The 15,215-nt window shown below is 69.7% G+C and carries 13 protein-coding genes; 10 read left to right on the forward strand and 3 right to left on the reverse strand.

The features are described from left to right. The first annotated feature begins 115 nt into the window (after window positions 1–115). Window positions 116–793 (forward strand): 4'-phosphopantetheinyl transferase superfamily protein, encoded by a 678-nt coding sequence (locus E1264_RS17530; RefSeq protein ID WP_132174765.1) that lies wholly within the window; start codon window positions 116–118, stop codon window positions 791–793. Here E1264_RS17530 and E1264_RS17535 read toward each other — a convergent pair. Then, a complete protein-coding gene (locus tag E1264_RS17535; protein ID WP_132174743.1) occupies window positions 783–1,619 on the reverse strand; it encodes a 2,3,4,5-tetrahydropyridine-2,6-dicarboxylate N-succinyltransferase in 837 nt (278 codons plus the stop codon). The genes E1264_RS17530 and E1264_RS17535 overlap by 11 nt on opposite strands. Window positions 1,620–1,662: 43 nt before the next feature. Between E1264_RS17535 and E1264_RS17540 the strand changes: the two genes are divergently transcribed. Next, entirely contained in the window at window positions 1,663–2,580 is a 918-nt protein-coding gene (locus tag E1264_RS17540) for a hypothetical protein (protein ID WP_243710990.1), read from the forward strand. A 125-nt stretch (window positions 2,581–2,705) separates the two neighbouring features. Here the strand turns inward: E1264_RS17540 and E1264_RS17545 are convergent, their stop codons facing one another. Then, window positions 2,706–4,226, reverse strand: coding sequence for an MFS transporter (locus E1264_RS17545; protein WP_243710991.1), 1,521 nt, complete (start codon window positions 4,224–4,226; stop codon window positions 2,706–2,708). Between the two features lie 126 nt (window positions 4,227–4,352). Between E1264_RS17545 and sigJ the strand changes: the two genes are divergently transcribed. From sigJ to E1264_RS17570, 5 genes are all read left to right on the forward strand, one after another. After that, entirely contained in the window at window positions 4,353–5,267 is a 915-nt protein-coding gene (sigJ, locus tag E1264_RS17550; RefSeq protein ID WP_132174745.1) for an RNA polymerase sigma factor SigJ, read from the forward strand. Between the two features lie 306 nt (window positions 5,268–5,573). Beyond that, window positions 5,574–6,794: a glycosyltransferase family 4 protein gene (locus E1264_RS17555; RefSeq protein ID WP_207935982.1), complete on the forward strand. Its 1,221-nt coding sequence runs from the start codon at window positions 5,574–5,576 to the stop codon at window positions 6,792–6,794. Further along, window positions 6,773–8,053 carry an MFS transporter gene (locus E1264_RS17560; protein WP_132174747.1) on the forward strand — a complete coding sequence of 427 codons (1,281 nt, stop codon included), beginning with the start codon at window positions 6,773–6,775 and terminating at the stop codon, window positions 8,051–8,053. Before E1264_RS17555 ends, E1264_RS17560 begins: the two co-directional genes overlap by 22 nt. 43 nt (window positions 8,054–8,096) lie before the next feature. After that, on the forward strand, window positions 8,097–8,474 hold the full coding sequence (locus E1264_RS17565) for a glyoxalase superfamily protein (RefSeq protein WP_132174749.1): 378 nt from the start codon (window positions 8,097–8,099) through the stop codon (window positions 8,472–8,474). 150 nt (window positions 8,475–8,624) lie between these two features. Next, the gene (locus tag E1264_RS17570) at window positions 8,625–8,960 is read left to right on the forward strand and encodes a hypothetical protein (RefSeq protein WP_132174751.1); all 336 of its coding nucleotides are present in this window, start codon (window positions 8,625–8,627) and stop codon (window positions 8,958–8,960) included. 94 nt (window positions 8,961–9,054) lie between these two features. Here E1264_RS17570 and E1264_RS17575 read toward each other — a convergent pair whose 3' ends face one another. Next, window positions 9,055–9,708 carry a DUF4360 domain-containing protein gene (locus tag E1264_RS17575; RefSeq protein WP_165964218.1) on the reverse strand — a complete coding sequence of 218 codons (654 nt, stop codon included), beginning with the start codon at window positions 9,706–9,708 and terminating at the stop codon, window positions 9,055–9,057. 478 nt (window positions 9,709–10,186) lie between these two features. Between E1264_RS17575 and htpG the strand changes: the two genes are divergently transcribed. The 3 genes from htpG to E1264_RS17590 form a co-directional block, all read left to right on the forward strand. Next, window positions 10,187–12,058 (forward strand): molecular chaperone HtpG, encoded by a 1,872-nt coding sequence (gene htpG, locus E1264_RS17580; protein ID WP_132174755.1) that lies wholly within the window; start codon window positions 10,187–10,189, stop codon window positions 12,056–12,058. Window positions 12,059–12,852: 794 nt separating this feature from the next. Beyond that, a complete protein-coding gene (gene radC, locus E1264_RS17585; RefSeq protein WP_132174757.1) occupies window positions 12,853–13,542 on the forward strand; it encodes a DNA repair protein RadC in 690 nt (229 codons plus the stop codon). Window positions 13,543–13,605: 63 nt separating this feature from the next. Beyond that, on the forward strand, window positions 13,606–15,215 hold a 1,610-nt coding region (locus E1264_RS17590; RefSeq protein WP_132174759.1), incomplete at its 3' end, for a DUF262 domain-containing protein.

The raw sequence follows: 15,215 nt of genomic DNA on the forward strand, positions 1-15,215 counted from the left end.
CATAGACACATCAAAGGTGGCTATGCACAACCTAACTCACAAGCTGGAGAGAAGGACTGCCCGCGCAACGAAAGCCGAGGGACCGTCGCCTGCAAGTACGATCAGCGTCGTGGACATGCCTGTGCTGGAGTGCGCCGTCCGCTGGGCGCGCCCCGCCGACACCCCCGAGATGCGCGACCTCCTCGACGCCGGGGAGCGCGAGCGCTACGAACGCTTCCGCCAGCCCCAGGACAAGGCCCGCTTCGTCACCGGACGCTTCCTCGCGCGCACGGCCCTCGCCGAGGCCACCGGCCTGGACCCGCGCACCATGCGGTTCACCACCGACTGCCCCCACTGCGGCGGCACCCACGGCAAGCCCCGCCTGCCCGGCTCCTCCGTCGACTTCTCGCTCTCCCACTCGGGCGACCGGGTCGTCGTCGTCCTCACCGAGGGCGCCGAGGTCGGCGTGGACGTGGAGCAGGAGAACGACCGCGACATAGACCGCCTAGCCGACATGGTCCTGGCCGCCCCAGAGCGCACCGCCCTCGCGGCCATGGAGGACAAACGACACGGCTTCCACCGCTACTGGACCCGCAAAGAGGCCCTCCTGAAGGCCACGGGCCACGGCCTCGCCGCGCGCATGACCGACATCCACCTCTCGCCCCCCGGCGAGCCCGCCGAGGTCGTCGCGTGGGCCGGCGAGGCGGCGGTCTCCCCCGTCCGCCTCACCGACCTGGACCCGGGCCCCGGCTACACCGCCGCGGCCGCCGTCCTCACCGACCGCCCCCTGAAGATCACCGAGATCACGTATTGATTCCGTGGTCGCGCAGGATGTCGTTGAGGGACGCCTTGTCGTGGCGCTGGCCCTCTTCGAGGCGCTTGAGGATCAGCACCGCCGGGAGGCCGAACGTGCCGCCCTTGAACTCCTTGTAGCGGGTGCCGCCGACGGCGACGCACCAGTCGGGGACGCGGCCGCGGGCGACCTCCTCGCCCGTCTCGACGTCGATGACCGGCATGGACGCCGACAGGTTCGTCCCGGAGCCGATGACCGCGCCGCGGCCCACCCGGGCCCCCTCGACGATCATCGAGCGGCTGCCGATCATCGCCTCGTCCTCGATGATCACGGGTTTGGCGTTGGGCGGCTCCAGCACGCCGCCGATGCCCACACCGCCCGACAGGTGGACGTTCTTGCCGATCTGCGCGCACGACCCCACGGTCGCCCACGTGTCGACCATCGTGCCGGAGTCGACGTAGGCGCCGATGTTGGTGAACGACGGCATCAGGACCACGCCCGGCGCGAGGTAGGAGCCCCAGCGGGCGATCGCGCCGGGGACGACGCGGACGCCGTCCAGGCGGGTCTTCAGCGGGATGCGGTCGTGGTACCGGAAGTCGCCGACCTGGGAGCGCACCATGCCGAGGACCTTGAAGCTCAGCAGGATCGCGCGCTTGGCCCGCTCGTCGACGAGCACCTCGCCGGTGCCCGGGTCGATGCGGGCGACGCGGGCCTCGCCGGCGTCGATCTGGTCGACGGCGGCCACGATGGCGGCGCGCGCGTCGGCGTCGTCCGGGGTGAGGTCGGCGCGCCGCTCCCACAGCTCGTCGATGCCGCCGGAGATCGGGCTGGTGAACGTTTCGGTCATGGCCATGAGCTTAGTGGTGGCCGTCTCCCGGTACCTTCAACGCGTGGCTGTTTGGGCGAGGGAGAAGGCGGGCTCCGGGGAGGGGCCTGACCATGGTGGACGCCGCCGCGGGCGGCGCTGGGCGGCGGGCTTCACCGTCGTCGTGGTGCTGCTCGGCGCGGGCGCCTACACGCTGTTCCTGAAGGCCCGCCCCTACCTGCACGGCACCGGCTGCGAGGTGAACACGAGCGAGGGCAAGATGCCGCTCGACCTGGAGCAGGGCGCCAACTCCGCCACGATCGCCGCGGTCGCGTTCCGCAAGCAGCTACCCGAGCGGGCGGTGGTGATCGCCTACGCGACCGCGATCCAGGAGTCCCACATCCGCAACCTGCCGGGCGGCGACCGCGACTCGGTCGGCATGTTCCAGCAGCGCCCGTCGCAGGGCTGGGGCGAGCCGCCGGAGCTCCGCGACCCCGTCGTGTCCACGACGAAGTTCTTCAACGCGCTGGTCAAGGTGAAGGGCTACCTGGACCGCGACCTGCACGACGCGGCGCAGACCGTGCAGCGCAGCGCGGACGGCCGCGCCTACGCCCAGCACGAGGACGACGGCAAGCTCCTCGCGGCGGCGTTCACCGGGCGCGAGGCGGGCACGGCGCGCTGCTGGTACCCGCCGGGCAAGCGGACCGCGTCCCGCCGCCCGGACGCGATCCGCGAGATGCGCCGCGCGTTCGGCAGCAAGCTCCGCGTGACGGGCCCGAGCCCGCTCACGAAGGGCGCGGCCTCGGACCCCGACTCCTGGAACGCGGTGAAGGTCACGAACGCGCGGGCGGGCTGGGCGGTGGCGGCGTGGGCGGTGACGCACGCGCAGGCCTACGGCCTCACCGAGGTCCGGTTCGCGGGCCGCCACTGGCAGGCCGACGCGGGCCACGACGGCTGGACGGACGACAAGTCCGCCCGGAACGACAGCGTCATCATCCAGTAGCGGACCTCCATTTCCGGCAATCCGGATGCCGCTGTTGATCATGAAAGCGGTTCGGCGGAACCATCTACCTGCCGTCCCTGCCCGCACCCGGCAAGAGCGCCTTCGTGGTCTGGCGACGTCCACCCTCATTTGACGGGCAGGGCCTCGGGGCGAGGGTCCGGCGTCTCGGCGCCGGACGCCTCGCCGCGGGTGTTCGCGGACCGGAGGGCGACGACGGCGGCCACCGCCAGGAAGACGCTGCATACGAGGAGTGCCCTCGCGAAGCCGGAGGTCAGGGCCTCCGGGACGGGCTTTCCGTCGGCGATCAGGGCGTCGGTCCGGGACGTGGCGACCGCGGAGAAGATCGCCAGGCCGAGCGCCCCGCCGATCTGCTGCGAGGCGTTGAGGAGCGCGGCGGCGAGCCCGGCCTGGTCCGGCGGGACGTTCGCGTTCGCGGCGGTGGTGATGGCGACGAACACCACGCCGAGGCCCAGCGAGGTGACCAGCAGGCCCGGCAGGAGGTCGGTCAGGTACGCGCCGTCCACCGGGATGCGGGACAGCCAGAAGATCCCCGCGCCCGTCACCAGCAGGCTCCCGACGATCAGCGGGCGGGTGCCGGTGCGGGCGAGCAGGCGCGGTGTGAGGCCCGCGGCGATGCCGACGCCGAAGCACAGCGGCAGGTACGCGGTACCGGTCTTCAGCGGGGAGTAGCCGAGGATGTTGACCATGTAGAGGCTGAGGAAGAAGAACATGGACGCCAGCCCGGCCACGGCGACGAGGTAGGCGACGTCGGTGACGGCGAGGCCCCGGACGCGGAAGATCGACAGCGGCAGCAGCGGGCTGCGGTGGCGCTGCTCGTTGACGGCGAACGCGGCCAGCAGCACGGCGGTCCCGGCGAGGCCGCCGATGGTGCGGACGGAGCCCCAGCCCACCTCCGGGGCCTTCACGAGGGTGAAGACGAGCAGCAGCATGCCGCCGGTGACCAGGACCGTCCCGCCGACGTCGAAGCTCGCCCGGCGCGCGGAGCGGCGGTCGCCGTCCACCAGCAGGAACAGCCCGATGATCACCAGCGCGCTGACCGGGACGTTCACCAGCATCACCCAGCGCCATCCGAGGCCGTCGGTGAGCAGCCCGCCGAGCAGGACCCCGGCGGCGCTCGCACCGCCCGCGACGCCGCCCCAGACGCCGAGCGCCTTGGCGCGGTCGCCGCCCTCCTTGAACATCGTCGTCAGGATCGAGAGCGTGCCGGGCAGCATCAGCGCGGCCCCGGCGCCCTGGGCGAGCCGCGCCCCGACCAGCATCCCGGAGGTGATCGCCAGGCCGCCGACCAGGGACGACAGCGAGAACAGCACCGTCCCGGCGAGGACGACGCGGCGGCGGCCGAGCAGGTCGGCGAGCCGCCCGCCGAGCAGCATGAACCCGCCGTAGGTGAGCAGGTAGCCGCTCGGCACCCACTGCAGGTCCTGGACGGAGAAGTCCAGATCCTGCCTGACCGCGGGCAGCGCGACGTTGACGATCGAGGCGTCGATGAAATCCAGGAACGCGATGGCGCAGAGCAGGGTCAGCGTCAGCTTGCCGCGTCCGGTCGCGAGGAAGGACGGCTGAGCGCCCGCTTTGTCGGTCGTATCCGTCATGAAGACCTCCGGGTCGAATTCGTCGCGTCCCATGAGCGGATCGGTGTGCGGGAGTGTGACACGGACGCCCGCGGATGAGGTCCACATCACAATCCGGGCCGCCATGTCACACTCTGGGCACCCGTGTCCCTCTCAGGGGTGAGGACGGGAGGTCCGACCATGCCCGAGGGCGCCACAGAGGACGCCGCGACGCGGGTGTTCGCCGATCATCGGGAGCTGCTGTTCTCGGTCGTCTACAACCTGCTGGGCAGCGTCGCCGACACCGAGGACGTCCTCCAGGACACGTGGCTGCGCTGGTCGGCCCGGAATGCCGCGGGCGAGGCGGACTCCCCTCATGGTGCGGGCGAGATCGAGAATCCCCGTGCCTACCTGGTGCGGATCGCGGTGAACACCGCCCTCGCGCGGCAGGCCGACATCAGCCGCCGCCGCGAGACGTACGTGGGGCCGTGGCTGCCCGAGCCGCTGGTGTCGGACGGGGACGCGGGCGAGTCCGCCGAGCGGACGGAGGCGGTGTCGATGGCACTGCTCGTCGTCCTGGAGACGCTGACGCCGCTGGAGCGGGCCGTGTTCGTCCTGCACGAGGTGTTCGGGTACGCGCACACGGAGATCGCCCCGATCCTGGACCGGAACCCGTCGGCCGTCCGGCAGCTCGCCCACCGGGCGCGCGAGCACGTCCAGGCCCGGCGGCCCCGCTACCAGGCCGACCCGAAGGTGCAGCGGCAGGTGACCGAGCGCTTCCTCAAGGCGGCCCTCGGCGGCGACCTCGCGGCGCTGATGGAGCTCATGGCCCCGGACGTGACGCTGTGGCGGGACGCAGGCGGCAGGCGCGGTCCGCTGCGCCCGATCCACGGCCGCGACCGGGTGGCGCGCGTGATCACCGGCACCGCGCGCCGGGAGGACGCGGAGCGGTTGGAGATCCGCTACCGGACGGTCAACGGCGACCCGTCCGCGGTGCTGTTCGACGCGGACGCCCCGTTCGCGGTCATGGTCCTCGACCTGGACCCCGACGGCGACCGCGTCCGCGGCGTCTACGCCGTCGCCAACCCCGACAAGCTCACCCACATCGAAGACTGATTTCCTACCTTAGAAGTAGAAATAGTTGACTATGCCGGGCGGGCGTGGTTCGCTAGTGCGCGTGGGGTGATCCCTTCCCCGTGGAGTGATCCTTTCCCGTCCGCTCGTCCGGGATGAGGGCAGATCAAGGGACCCGGCCGGGTCCGGTGTGGGTGGCACCGGACCCGGTGCGGCCCCCCGCGGGACCTGGCGGGCGGCCGCGGCGTGGAGGCGCAGGTAACGCCGGGCCTTGAAACGCAACCCTTGGGACACTCTCGGTGAACGGTGCCGGTGAATGGTGTCGCGCTCCCGGGGAAGCGGGTCCCCATGGACATACCCCGGACCCTCGTGATCACCGGGCACTTCCCGCCGGAGCCCGGCGGGGTGCAGACGTTCACCTGGGAACTGGTGCGCCGCCTGCCCGCCGACCGGCTGCTCGTGGTCGCGCCCGCCTGGCCCGGGGCCGCCGCCTTCGACGCCCGGCTCGACTTCCCGGTCGTCCGCCGGCACGCCTACCTGCTGTTCCGCGGCCTGCACCGGCTCGCGAGGCGACACGGGGCCGAGGTCGGCTGGATCACCGCCGCCTCGCCGTTCGCCATGTACGCGCCGCTGGTCAAGGCGGCCGGGGTGCCCCGGCTGATCGGCTCCACGCACGGGCAGGAGCTCGGCTGGTTCCGCTGCGCGCCCACCCGGGCCGCGCTGCGCGCCGTGGCCCCGGCCTTCGACGCGCTCACCTTCCTCAGCATGGGGACGCGCGGCGAGATCGCCGCCGCCCTCGGCGACCGGACGCGGCTCGTCCAGCTCGCCGGGGCCGTCGACGCGGTCCGGTTCCGTCCCGGGCTGGACGGACGGTCGGTGCGCCGCCGGCACGGCCTCGGGCAGGGGCCGGTCGTCCTCAGCGTCTCCCGGCTCGTCCGGCGCAAGGGCCATGACCTGCTGCTGGACGCGTGGCCCGACGTCGTCCGGCGGCATCCGGACGCCCGGCTGCTGATCGTCGGGGACGGGCCCGCCCGCACCCACCTGGCCGACCGCGCGGCACGGACGGCCCCCGGCACGGTCACCCTCCCCGGAACGGTCTCCCCCGCCGACCTGCCCCGCTACTACGCCGCCGCGGACGTGTTCGTCCTCCCGTGCCACGACACCCGCCGCGGGCTCCAGGTCGAGGGGCTCGGGCTGTCGGTCCTGGAGGCGTCGGCGGCGGGCCTGCCGGTCGTGGTCGGACGCTCCGGAGGCAGCCCCGAGTCCCTCATCGACGGGCACACCGGCGTGCTCGTCAACGCGGCTCGCACGAACAGCCTCGCGAGCGCCCTGCACGACCTGCTCGCCGACCCGGCCCGCGCCCGCTTCATGGGCGAGAACGGCCGCCGCTGGGTCTGCGAGAAATGGAGCTGGGACCGGGCGGCCGCCCGCCTCGCCGCCCTCCTCCGCGGCGACCCCGTCCCGCCGGAGGAGTCGTCCCCCGACGGCGGCCGAGACCGACAGGACGCGCGGCCCCGGAACGCCGCCGTACGGGGGGTCGAGCCCGCATGGGACTCAAGGAGCAGCTGAACCGCCGCGACTTCCGGCGGCTCATGGTGGGCCAGACGGTCTCCTCCTTGGGCGACTGGATGGGGACGCTCGCCCTCATGTACTTCGTGCTGGAGCTGAGCGGATCCACGACGGCGGTCGGCGGAGTCCTCGTCCTGCGCCTGCTCCCCTCCGCGCTCGGCGCGCCGCTCGCCGCCCGGGTCGTCACCCGGTGGCGGCGCCGCTCCGTCATGCTGACCTCCGACCTGATCCGCGTGGGCATGGCGCTGGCGCTGCCCGTCGTCCCGTGGCTGTGGTGGGTGTACTTCTGGGCGTTCGCCATCGAGGTCGTCGGCCTGTGCTTCCTCCCCGCCCGGGACGCCGCCATCCCCTACCTCATCGAGGACTCCGAGGAGAAGAAGCACGGACGCGAGCACGACACCGGCACCCTCGAAGTCGCGAACGGCATCACGATGGCCACGTCCTACGGCATGATCCCCGTGGGTGCGGGCCTGTTCGGGCTGATGCTCTGGGCGTCGAACAACGCGGGCTGGGAAGGCCACTGGCGCTACGTCGTCGTGTTCTGGCTGAACGCGCTCACCTACCTCATCTCCTATTTCGTGATCCGCTCCATCCCCGACCTCGGCCCGAAACCCGGCGAGCGCTGGGCGGCCGAGCAGTCGCGGAAACAGCACGGCGGCTTCCTCGACGCGCTGCGGCTCCGCGTCGTGCGCGGCGTCCTGCCCGGCGTCGCGGTGGTCGCGCTCGGCCTCGGCGCGCTGTTCTCGCTCGGCGTGGTGTTCGTCAACGACGTCCTGGACGCGAGCCCCGTCGGCTTCGGCGTCCTGGTGGCGCTGTTCGGGGTCGGCGCGATCACGGGGCTGATCATCGTCCGCAACGGCCGATGGCCCCTGATGACCCAGATCCGGACGGCCACCGCCCTCCAGGGCCTGACGATCGCCACCATGGGCGCGCTCGCGTCGATCGCCGGGTCGTTCGTCGGCGCCGTCATCTTCGGCGGCGCCGCCACCGCCGCGCTGGTCGGCGGGATCACCTACATGCAGGAGAGCCTGGAGGGGTACCGCCGCAACCTCGCCCTCACCGCGTTCCACGCCGTCCTGCGCTTCGGCCTGGCGCTGGCGGCCCTCCTCGCGGGCCTGGCCTCCGACCTGCTCGAACGGTGGGACGTGAGCCCGCTGGGCATGGACCCGCCCCGCCTGGTCCTGGCCCTCTCCGGGCTGGTGGTCGTGGCGGGCACCTTCCTCATCCGCTCGCCCGCCGGACGACCCAAACCCATCTGACACATCCGGTATACGGATGTCACCTCTGGGATAGAAGGGACTCATGGATTTCAAACTGGAGCTGGTCGCGGTGCCCGTCTCGGACGTCGACCGCGCGAAGGCCTTCTACTCCGACCAGGTCGGCTTCACCGTCGACCACGACCACCGGGTGAGCGACGAGATCCGCTTCGTCCAGCTCACACCGCCCGGCTCGGCCTGCTCGATCGCCATCGGCACCGGCCTCGGCGCCGAGATGGCCCCGGGCACCCTCCACGGCCTGCAACTGGTCGTCACCGACGCCGACGCCGCCCGCGCCCAACTCGCGTCGCGCGGCGTCCAGGTCAGCGACATCCACGACTTCCCGTGGGGCCGCTTCGTCTTCTTCAAGGACCCGGACGGCAACGGCTGGAACGTCCAGGAAATCCAGGGCAGGCCGGAGTAAGGCCGCTCAAACGCGCGTGGCCGCTTCCGGCAAAGTTGATCTCGCTCTGGCCCAGGGCGGCGCCCGCGGTGATCATGTGGGGCACGACTCGCTCACCAAAGGAGTGCACCCATGAAGCGTTCGTTAGGCCGAGCCGCTTTAGCCCTGGCAATGGCGGCGTCCGCGACCGTGCTCCCCGCGTCGCTCGCGTCCGCGGCGACCACCGATCCCCTCCCCGGCTGCCCGGTCGACTCGCTGTGCGCCTGGTCGGGAGCCAACTACACGGGAGAGGTGGTGTTGTTCGAGCCCGGCGAGGGATGCGTCACCACGCCGTTCCCGATCCGATCCGCCGCCAACACGGTCCCGGGCGGGGGTGTCGGCATTCCGGTCGCCCTGAGCGTGATGTCGGGCAAGGACTGCACCGGCGACCCTCTAGACAACCTGGGACGCGGCGAGTCCCGCCCCTTCTTCCCCACCGCGGGCCTCAGCGTCTGGTCGGTCTTCTGACCCCGCCCCTCACCTGACCGCCCCGGGACGGTCGCAGCCTGCCGGCCACGGCGACCGTCGTCGGCAGGCTCCCGTCCCGTAGGCACCGTGCTGATCAGGGGCACGGTTTCACTTCGAGCTCGTAGGTCTGCCGGGGGCCGCCGGCGTCATAGTCGTAGCTCATGGAGGCAAAGCTGACCTTGTCCCGCTCGCTTCCCTTGACGACCCGCAGTTCCGTGTTGATGACGAGCTCGGTTCGCTCACCGCACGGCCTCCACACGAGCTCGGACGTCGGCACCGATTCGATGAACCGGAACTCGTCACTGCTGGCGCCCACTGTCCTGTACGTCTTCATTTCGCTCTGCGGGGTGCCCGGGAAGTGGTAGTTGGCCTTCATGATGGCCTGCGCACCCCTCTGCAATTCGACGTCCAGGTGGTAGGTCGTTCTCCGGACGGCGTAGGTGTAGGAGGCCAATCCCGCGACCAGCTCAAGGGAGAGCCGGCAGTTCTTGCGAGCGTCGGTGGGCCTCGAATCGCCGCCCGCTTGGACCTTGTAGTCCTCGTAGACGACGGTGAAGCCCCTGTAGTCCGACTGCCCCCACCCACCGGTCGTGTCGAGCGTGCATCCGGAGCCGGTCGCGGTCTTGATATCGAGCAACGGAGGCGGGCCGACGACCGGCGGCGCGGCTGCGGCGGCGGGCACGACGGCCGTGGCGGTAAGGGCGAGCAAGGCGGTAGCCGCGGCGGAAAGCGCGATTCCCTTGTACATGCGGTTCCCCTTCAGAAGATTGACACTTTTCTTGGTCAGCCGACGCAGGACCTTGAATATGAATTCAAGATCTTTGCCGAGGCAAGTAGCCAAGGACCCGAGCGTTGTCAACGGACACATTTCAACTCGATGCGCCGTTGTCGAACATCAACCCCTGAATTTGACAAGGACCGTTCCATTTCCGCGGCGTGCACGAGCGAGGGAGCAAAGGGCCCGGGATGGGCGTCCGAATGCTAACGATCCGAGGGATCCGGAGACGCGTCCATCGAGCCGGCGGCGGGGCGGCGGGTGAGCGGTGCTGCCCGTGTTGCGTGCGGCGCGGCACCGCACATGGGGGGCCTGTTGATCCGTTATGTCGGATTCGAGGGGAGCAGACGGCGGGGCTCCCGCCGGGGACCCGCCACGAGCGGTTGACCGTCGCGCGGGTCGATTTCTATCCTGAGCGGTTGACTGGTGGCCACCTGCTGGGAGGGGAAAGGTGTCATTACAGGCGGAAGAGGAGACGTTTCGCTTTCAGGCCGAGGCGGCGCAGATCCTGGATCTGATGGCCAATTCGCTCTACAGCAACAAGGAGATCTTCCTTCGCGAGCTCGTCTCCAATTCCTCGGACGCGATCGACCGGCTGCGGATCGAGCGGTTCTCGCGTCCGGAGCTGGGCGAGGACGACGGCGGCGAGTCGCGGATACGGGTCGGGTTCGACAAGGACGCGGGGACGATCACCGTGTCCGACAACGGCATCGGGATGAGCCGCGACGAGGTGATCGAGAACATCGGGACGATCGCCAAATCGGGCACCTCCGAGTTCCTCCGCTCGCTGACCGGCGACCAGCGGCGGGACACCGCGCTGATCGGTCAGTTCGGCGTCGGCTTCTACGCGGCGTTCATCGTCGCCGAGCGGGTGGTCCTGACCACGCGGCGGGCCGGGCTGCCCGCGGAGGAGGGCGTGCGCTGGACGTCCGACGGCAAGGGCGAGTACACGCTGGAGACCGTCGAGCGGGCGGAGCGGGGCACGACGATCGTGCTGCACCTGCGCGACGGCGAGGAGGAGCTGCTCAACGAGCACCGGCTCCGCTCGATCATCAAGCGGTACTCCGACCACATCGCCCGGCCGATCACGGTCGGCGAGGACGACACGGCGGTGAACCAGGCGTCGGCGCTGTGGACGCGGCCGAAGAGCGAGCTGAAGGACAGCGACTACCACGAGTACTACAAGCAGCTCACCGGTGACTTCACCGATCCGCTAGGTCATGTGCACGCGAAGGTCGAGGGGCGGTACGACTACACGCTGCTGCTGTTCGTCCCGTCGCGGGCGCCTTATGACCTGTGGATGCCGGAGCCGGCGCAGGGCGTCCGGCTGCACGTCCAGCGCGTGTTCATCCTGGAGGACACCGGACGGTTGCTGCCCCGGTATCTGCGGTTCGTCCGCGGCATCATCGACTCTGCGGACCTGCCGCTGAACGTGTCCCGCGAAATTCTGCAGGGCAGCCAGGCCATCGACCACATCCAGGCCAGCGCGGTCAAGAAGCTGCTCAAGCTGCTCAAGGACATGGCGGACGGCGAGCCGGAGAAGTACGCGGAGTTCTGGACGCAGTTCGGCGCCGTCCTCAAGGAGGGCGTGTTCGACGACCCCGCCCACCGGGAGGAGATCGCCGGGCTGCTGCGCTTCACCTCGACCCGGTCGGGCGGGGAGGCCCGGGTGTCGCTCGCCGACTACGTGTCCGGGATGAAGGACGGGCAGGACAAGATCTACTACCTGCTCGCGCCGGGGCTGTCCGACGCCGCCGCCAGCCCGCATCTGGAGGCGTTCCGCGCGAAGGACATCGAGGTGCTCCTGCTGGACGACCCCGTCGACAACTTCGTCGTCACCGGCCTGGCGCAGTACGAGGGGAAGCAGCTCCAGTCCGTCGCGCAGGGGGCGCCCGACTTCGGCGCCATGGCGGACGAGGCGGAGAAGGAGGCCGCCGAGAAGGCCGACTCCGACTACGCCGACCTCCTCGGCAAGCTGAAGGAGCACCTGGACGGCAAGGCGTGGGACGTCCGCGTGACCAGCCGCCTGACGACCTCCCCGGCCTGCATCGTCGCCAACGAGGCCGAGACCGACTTCACCGTCGCGCGGCGGCTGCGGGGGTCAGGGCTCCCCGCCCAGCCGATCCTGGAGATCAATCCGGGGCACCCGCTGGTGGAGCGGCTCAACCGCGGCCAGGACGACCCGCGGCTCGCCGATTGGGCGCACGTCCTGTACGACCAGGCCGTCCTGACCAGCGGCGCCCGCATCGAGGAGCCCGGCGCGTTCGTGTCACGTCTGAACGACCTGCTCGTCTCCCTGACGGACGGCGAACAACCCGCCTGAACACGGCAGGCGGCGGCCCCACCCCCACGGCGGGGCCGCCGCCGACCGCCGACCGCCGAGCGTCAGACGCCGAGGGAGCGGCCGATGATTTCTTTCATGATCTCGGTGGTGCCGCCGAGATCCGGGCCCCTCCGCGTGGTGCAGTCCGATGCCGTAGAAACCAGCAGGTCAAGCCCGTGATCATGGTCGCGAGTGCAGTCCAGTGGAGCCACTTGGAGGCCCATCCGACTATCATTCTCGCTACCGCCGCACACGGGATCAGGCACCTGATGAGGGGCCGTTGCCTGTCTGCACCAAGCCGAAGCGTGTCGGTCATCGCGGGTGCCGGGGCGCACCTCTCGAACCACCTTCAACCAGCCTAGCGCGAGCTTGATACGTCTTAGGGTCGGTGGGTTGAATCCCTCGCCTGGACGAAAGGTCGTCAGCCGCGGGAACGGCGCGCGAACGACTGGCCGAGATCCTCGTGAGCCTCGGCGAGCTTCCCGCGTTCAGCGCCTACCGCAAGCTCTTCTGTCCTGACCAAGACCGACGCGCTCTTCGAGGTAGAACGAAGCACCCGCGAGCGCCACCAGACCGACCTGGACTGGCTCACCAAGAACTGGAACGTCACCCCTGATCCGTGAGCCCCGACACGAACGATCCATCCGAGCGCCAACCTAACTCGGAAGCAGCTTCCACTGACGCATCGACGGGCCGAGGCGATGGTCGGGCAGATCATTCCCGAGTGAGGGCCTCGGAAGCATGCGGATGGAATGTCAGGGCCTTCCGCTCTACTGGGAGTGGAGGTGTCCCGGATGAGAGTGACCGATCTACCGGAACTGGACCGTCCGCGCGAGCGACTGCTCAAGCTGGGGCCTGGAGCCCTCTCGAATCGAGAACTGCTCGCTCTGATCCTCGGGGCCGGAAGCCCCGGCTGCGACGCCATCGAGCTCGCCGCCCAGATGATCACCAGCCAAGCGGGGCTGGTGTCGCTGGCCGGGGCCGACCCGCATGCCCTCACTCGGCTCATGGGCATCGGACCGGCAAAGGCCGCCCGGGTGGCGGCGGCGTTCGAACTAGGCCGCCGATCGAAGCAAGAGCCGGCTATCACACGGATCCAGGGTTCGGCGGATCTTGCGGCGGCCGCTCGCCCCCTCCTCTCAGGGCTGAGATACGAGCGTGTCGTGCTCGTGGCCTGCAATCCCGCCGGCAAGCTCATTCGAGCCTTGCCCCTGACAGAAGGAGCTGCGGACCACTGCCTGGTCCCGATCAAGGAGGCACTAACGGCGGTGCTCTCTTGCGGTGGTTCTCAGTTCGGCATCGCGCACAATCACCCCAGCGGAGCCCTCGATCCAAGCCCAGCCGACATCCAGGTGACAAGCCAGATCAAGAGGGCGGCCGAGGTAGTCGGCCTGCGGTTCCTCGATCACCTGATCATCGCTGGGAACGGTTGGCGACGAGTCCCATTAGACCGCCACAGCACCCCGGGTCCGCTTTGGGCTTAACGGGCTTCGCGGTCGCGTTTGCACTGCAACGCTGTTGATGTCCCCCATGAAGGTGAGGCGTCGTTGAGCTCGTTCCGTTTCCCCCGCGCCAGGACTTCGAGGCACGACACGCGGCCGACCACACCGCGGCTCGGAAAGCTCGCCGAACGCGTCATGGAAGGTGAGGTACGGCTGCCAACCTTTCAACGAGACTTCGTTTGGACTCGCAGGCAGGTCCTCGATCTCCTGGACTCGGTAGCCCGCAACTACCCCATCGGCAGCGTCCTTCTGTGGAGCAGCACGCTCGAGCTCGACAGCTCGCGCACCATCGCCGGCCTGGACATCGAGATACAGCGCGCCGATGGCAAGGTCGACTACCTCTTGGACGGCCAGCAGCGCCTCTCGACGATCTGCGGTGCCCTCTACTGGAACCCCGAGTACGACCCGGACCCCGACAGCTACTGGAACATCGTCTACGACCTGAACGAAGAGCGTTTCCTCCACCGAGACGACATTGAGGAACCACCGATCCATCAGATCCCCGTCCGGCTCCTCGGCTCACCCTCGGCCTACTTCAACCGCTCCGTGGCCCCCGAGCACATCGATGCCCGGAAGCTCCTGTTCGACCGGTTCACCGACTATTCCGTCGCTGTCGTCACGCTCGACGACATGCCGATAGCGGAGATCGGCAAGATCTTCGAGCGGACCAACACCACGGGAACTCCGCTCACGATCGTCGAGTTCATGCGCGCCGCTACCTGGAGCGAGGACTTCGACCTCGTCGAGGCCATCGACCGCATCCGAGTCGTGCTCGCACGCAAGCACTACGGCCAGATCGATCGCAAAGTCCTGCTGCGCGCCATCGCGGCAGCCTCCGGATTCGGATTCTCCACGGAGGACATAGAGGAGCTCAGAAGCCGCACGCCCGCGCAGCTCGACGAAGCAGTCGAGGCCGTCACCGCCGCGACGCGCCACGCGGTCGATTTCTTGACTACGCAGATCGGAACTCCGACTGCGGACGCCCTGCCGTACATGAACCAGTTCGCGGTCCTCACCGAAGTCTTCCGACAGGTCCCCAAACCCACGGACGTTCAGTACCGCGCGATCCGCTCGTGGTTCTGGCGAGCCGTGCTCAGCTCCTACTTCAAGGGCTGGCGCGCCGACCAGATGGCCAATGACCTGGCAGCGATCTCGGCCTTCGCGCTGGGCCGCACGGCCGGCATCGACGTCACCGCCTCACCACCCAGCGCCCAATTCTGGCGCCGCACCGCCTACCACAGAGGCAGCTCCGCCACAAAAGCCTTCGCCCTCATGCTCGCCGCTGCCGACCCCATCGACTTCCGCAGCGGAGCCCGCATCGACGTCGGCAAGGCCCTCGCCCAGTCCAACGAGATGGAGTTCCACCACTTCTTTCCCCGCGCCTGGCTGAAGACCCAGGGCTACCGTGACGAGCAGGCCAACGTCCTCGCCAACATCATCATGCTGACCTCCATCAGCAACAAGGCGATCTCCGACCAGGCCCCCGCCCTCTACCTCCAGGACGAGATCGACATCCGCGGCGAGAAAGAGTTCATCGCCCGCCTGGAAACCAGCCTCATCCAGCCCAGCGCCCTCAACCACGCACTCGCCAACGAGTACGAACTGTTCCTGGACGACCGCTCCCAGACCATCGCCAACTGGATGAGCGACCTGGC

The sequence above is a fragment of the Actinomadura sp. KC216 genome, assembly GCF_004348535.1.
Classification (GTDB): Bacteria; Actinomycetota; Actinomycetes; order Streptosporangiales; family Streptosporangiaceae; genus Spirillospora.

What these genes read in the sequence shown, in the direction of transcription:
- E1264_RS17530 (WP_132174765.1), top strand. Translation starts at nt 116, where the DNA reads ATGCCTGTGCTGGAGTGCGCCGTCCGCTGGGCGCGCCCCGCCGACACC.
- E1264_RS17535 (WP_132174743.1), bottom strand. Translation starts at nt 1,619, where the DNA reads ATGACCGAAACGTTCACCAGCCCGATCTCCGGCGGCATCGACGAGCTG.
- E1264_RS17545 (WP_243710991.1), bottom strand. Translation starts at nt 4,226, where the DNA reads ATGGGACGCGACGAATTCGACCCGGAGGTCTTCATGACGGATACGACC.
- sigJ (WP_132174745.1), top strand. Translation starts at nt 4,353, where the DNA reads ATGCCCGAGGGCGCCACAGAGGACGCCGCGACGCGGGTGTTCGCCGAT.
- E1264_RS17555 (WP_207935982.1), top strand. Translation starts at nt 5,574, where the DNA reads ATGGACATACCCCGGACCCTCGTGATCACCGGGCACTTCCCGCCGGAG.
- E1264_RS17560 (WP_132174747.1), top strand. Translation starts at nt 6,773, where the DNA reads ATGGGACTCAAGGAGCAGCTGAACCGCCGCGACTTCCGGCGGCTCATG.
- E1264_RS17565 (WP_132174749.1), top strand. Translation starts at nt 8,097, where the DNA reads ATGGATTTCAAACTGGAGCTGGTCGCGGTGCCCGTCTCGGACGTCGAC.
- E1264_RS17570 (WP_132174751.1), top strand. Translation starts at nt 8,625, where the DNA reads ATGGCGGCGTCCGCGACCGTGCTCCCCGCGTCGCTCGCGTCCGCGGCG.
- E1264_RS17575 (WP_165964218.1), bottom strand. Translation starts at nt 9,708, where the DNA reads ATGTACAAGGGAATCGCGCTTTCCGCCGCGGCTACCGCCTTGCTCGCC.
- radC (WP_132174757.1), top strand. Translation starts at nt 12,853, where the DNA reads ATGAGAGTGACCGATCTACCGGAACTGGACCGTCCGCGCGAGCGACTG.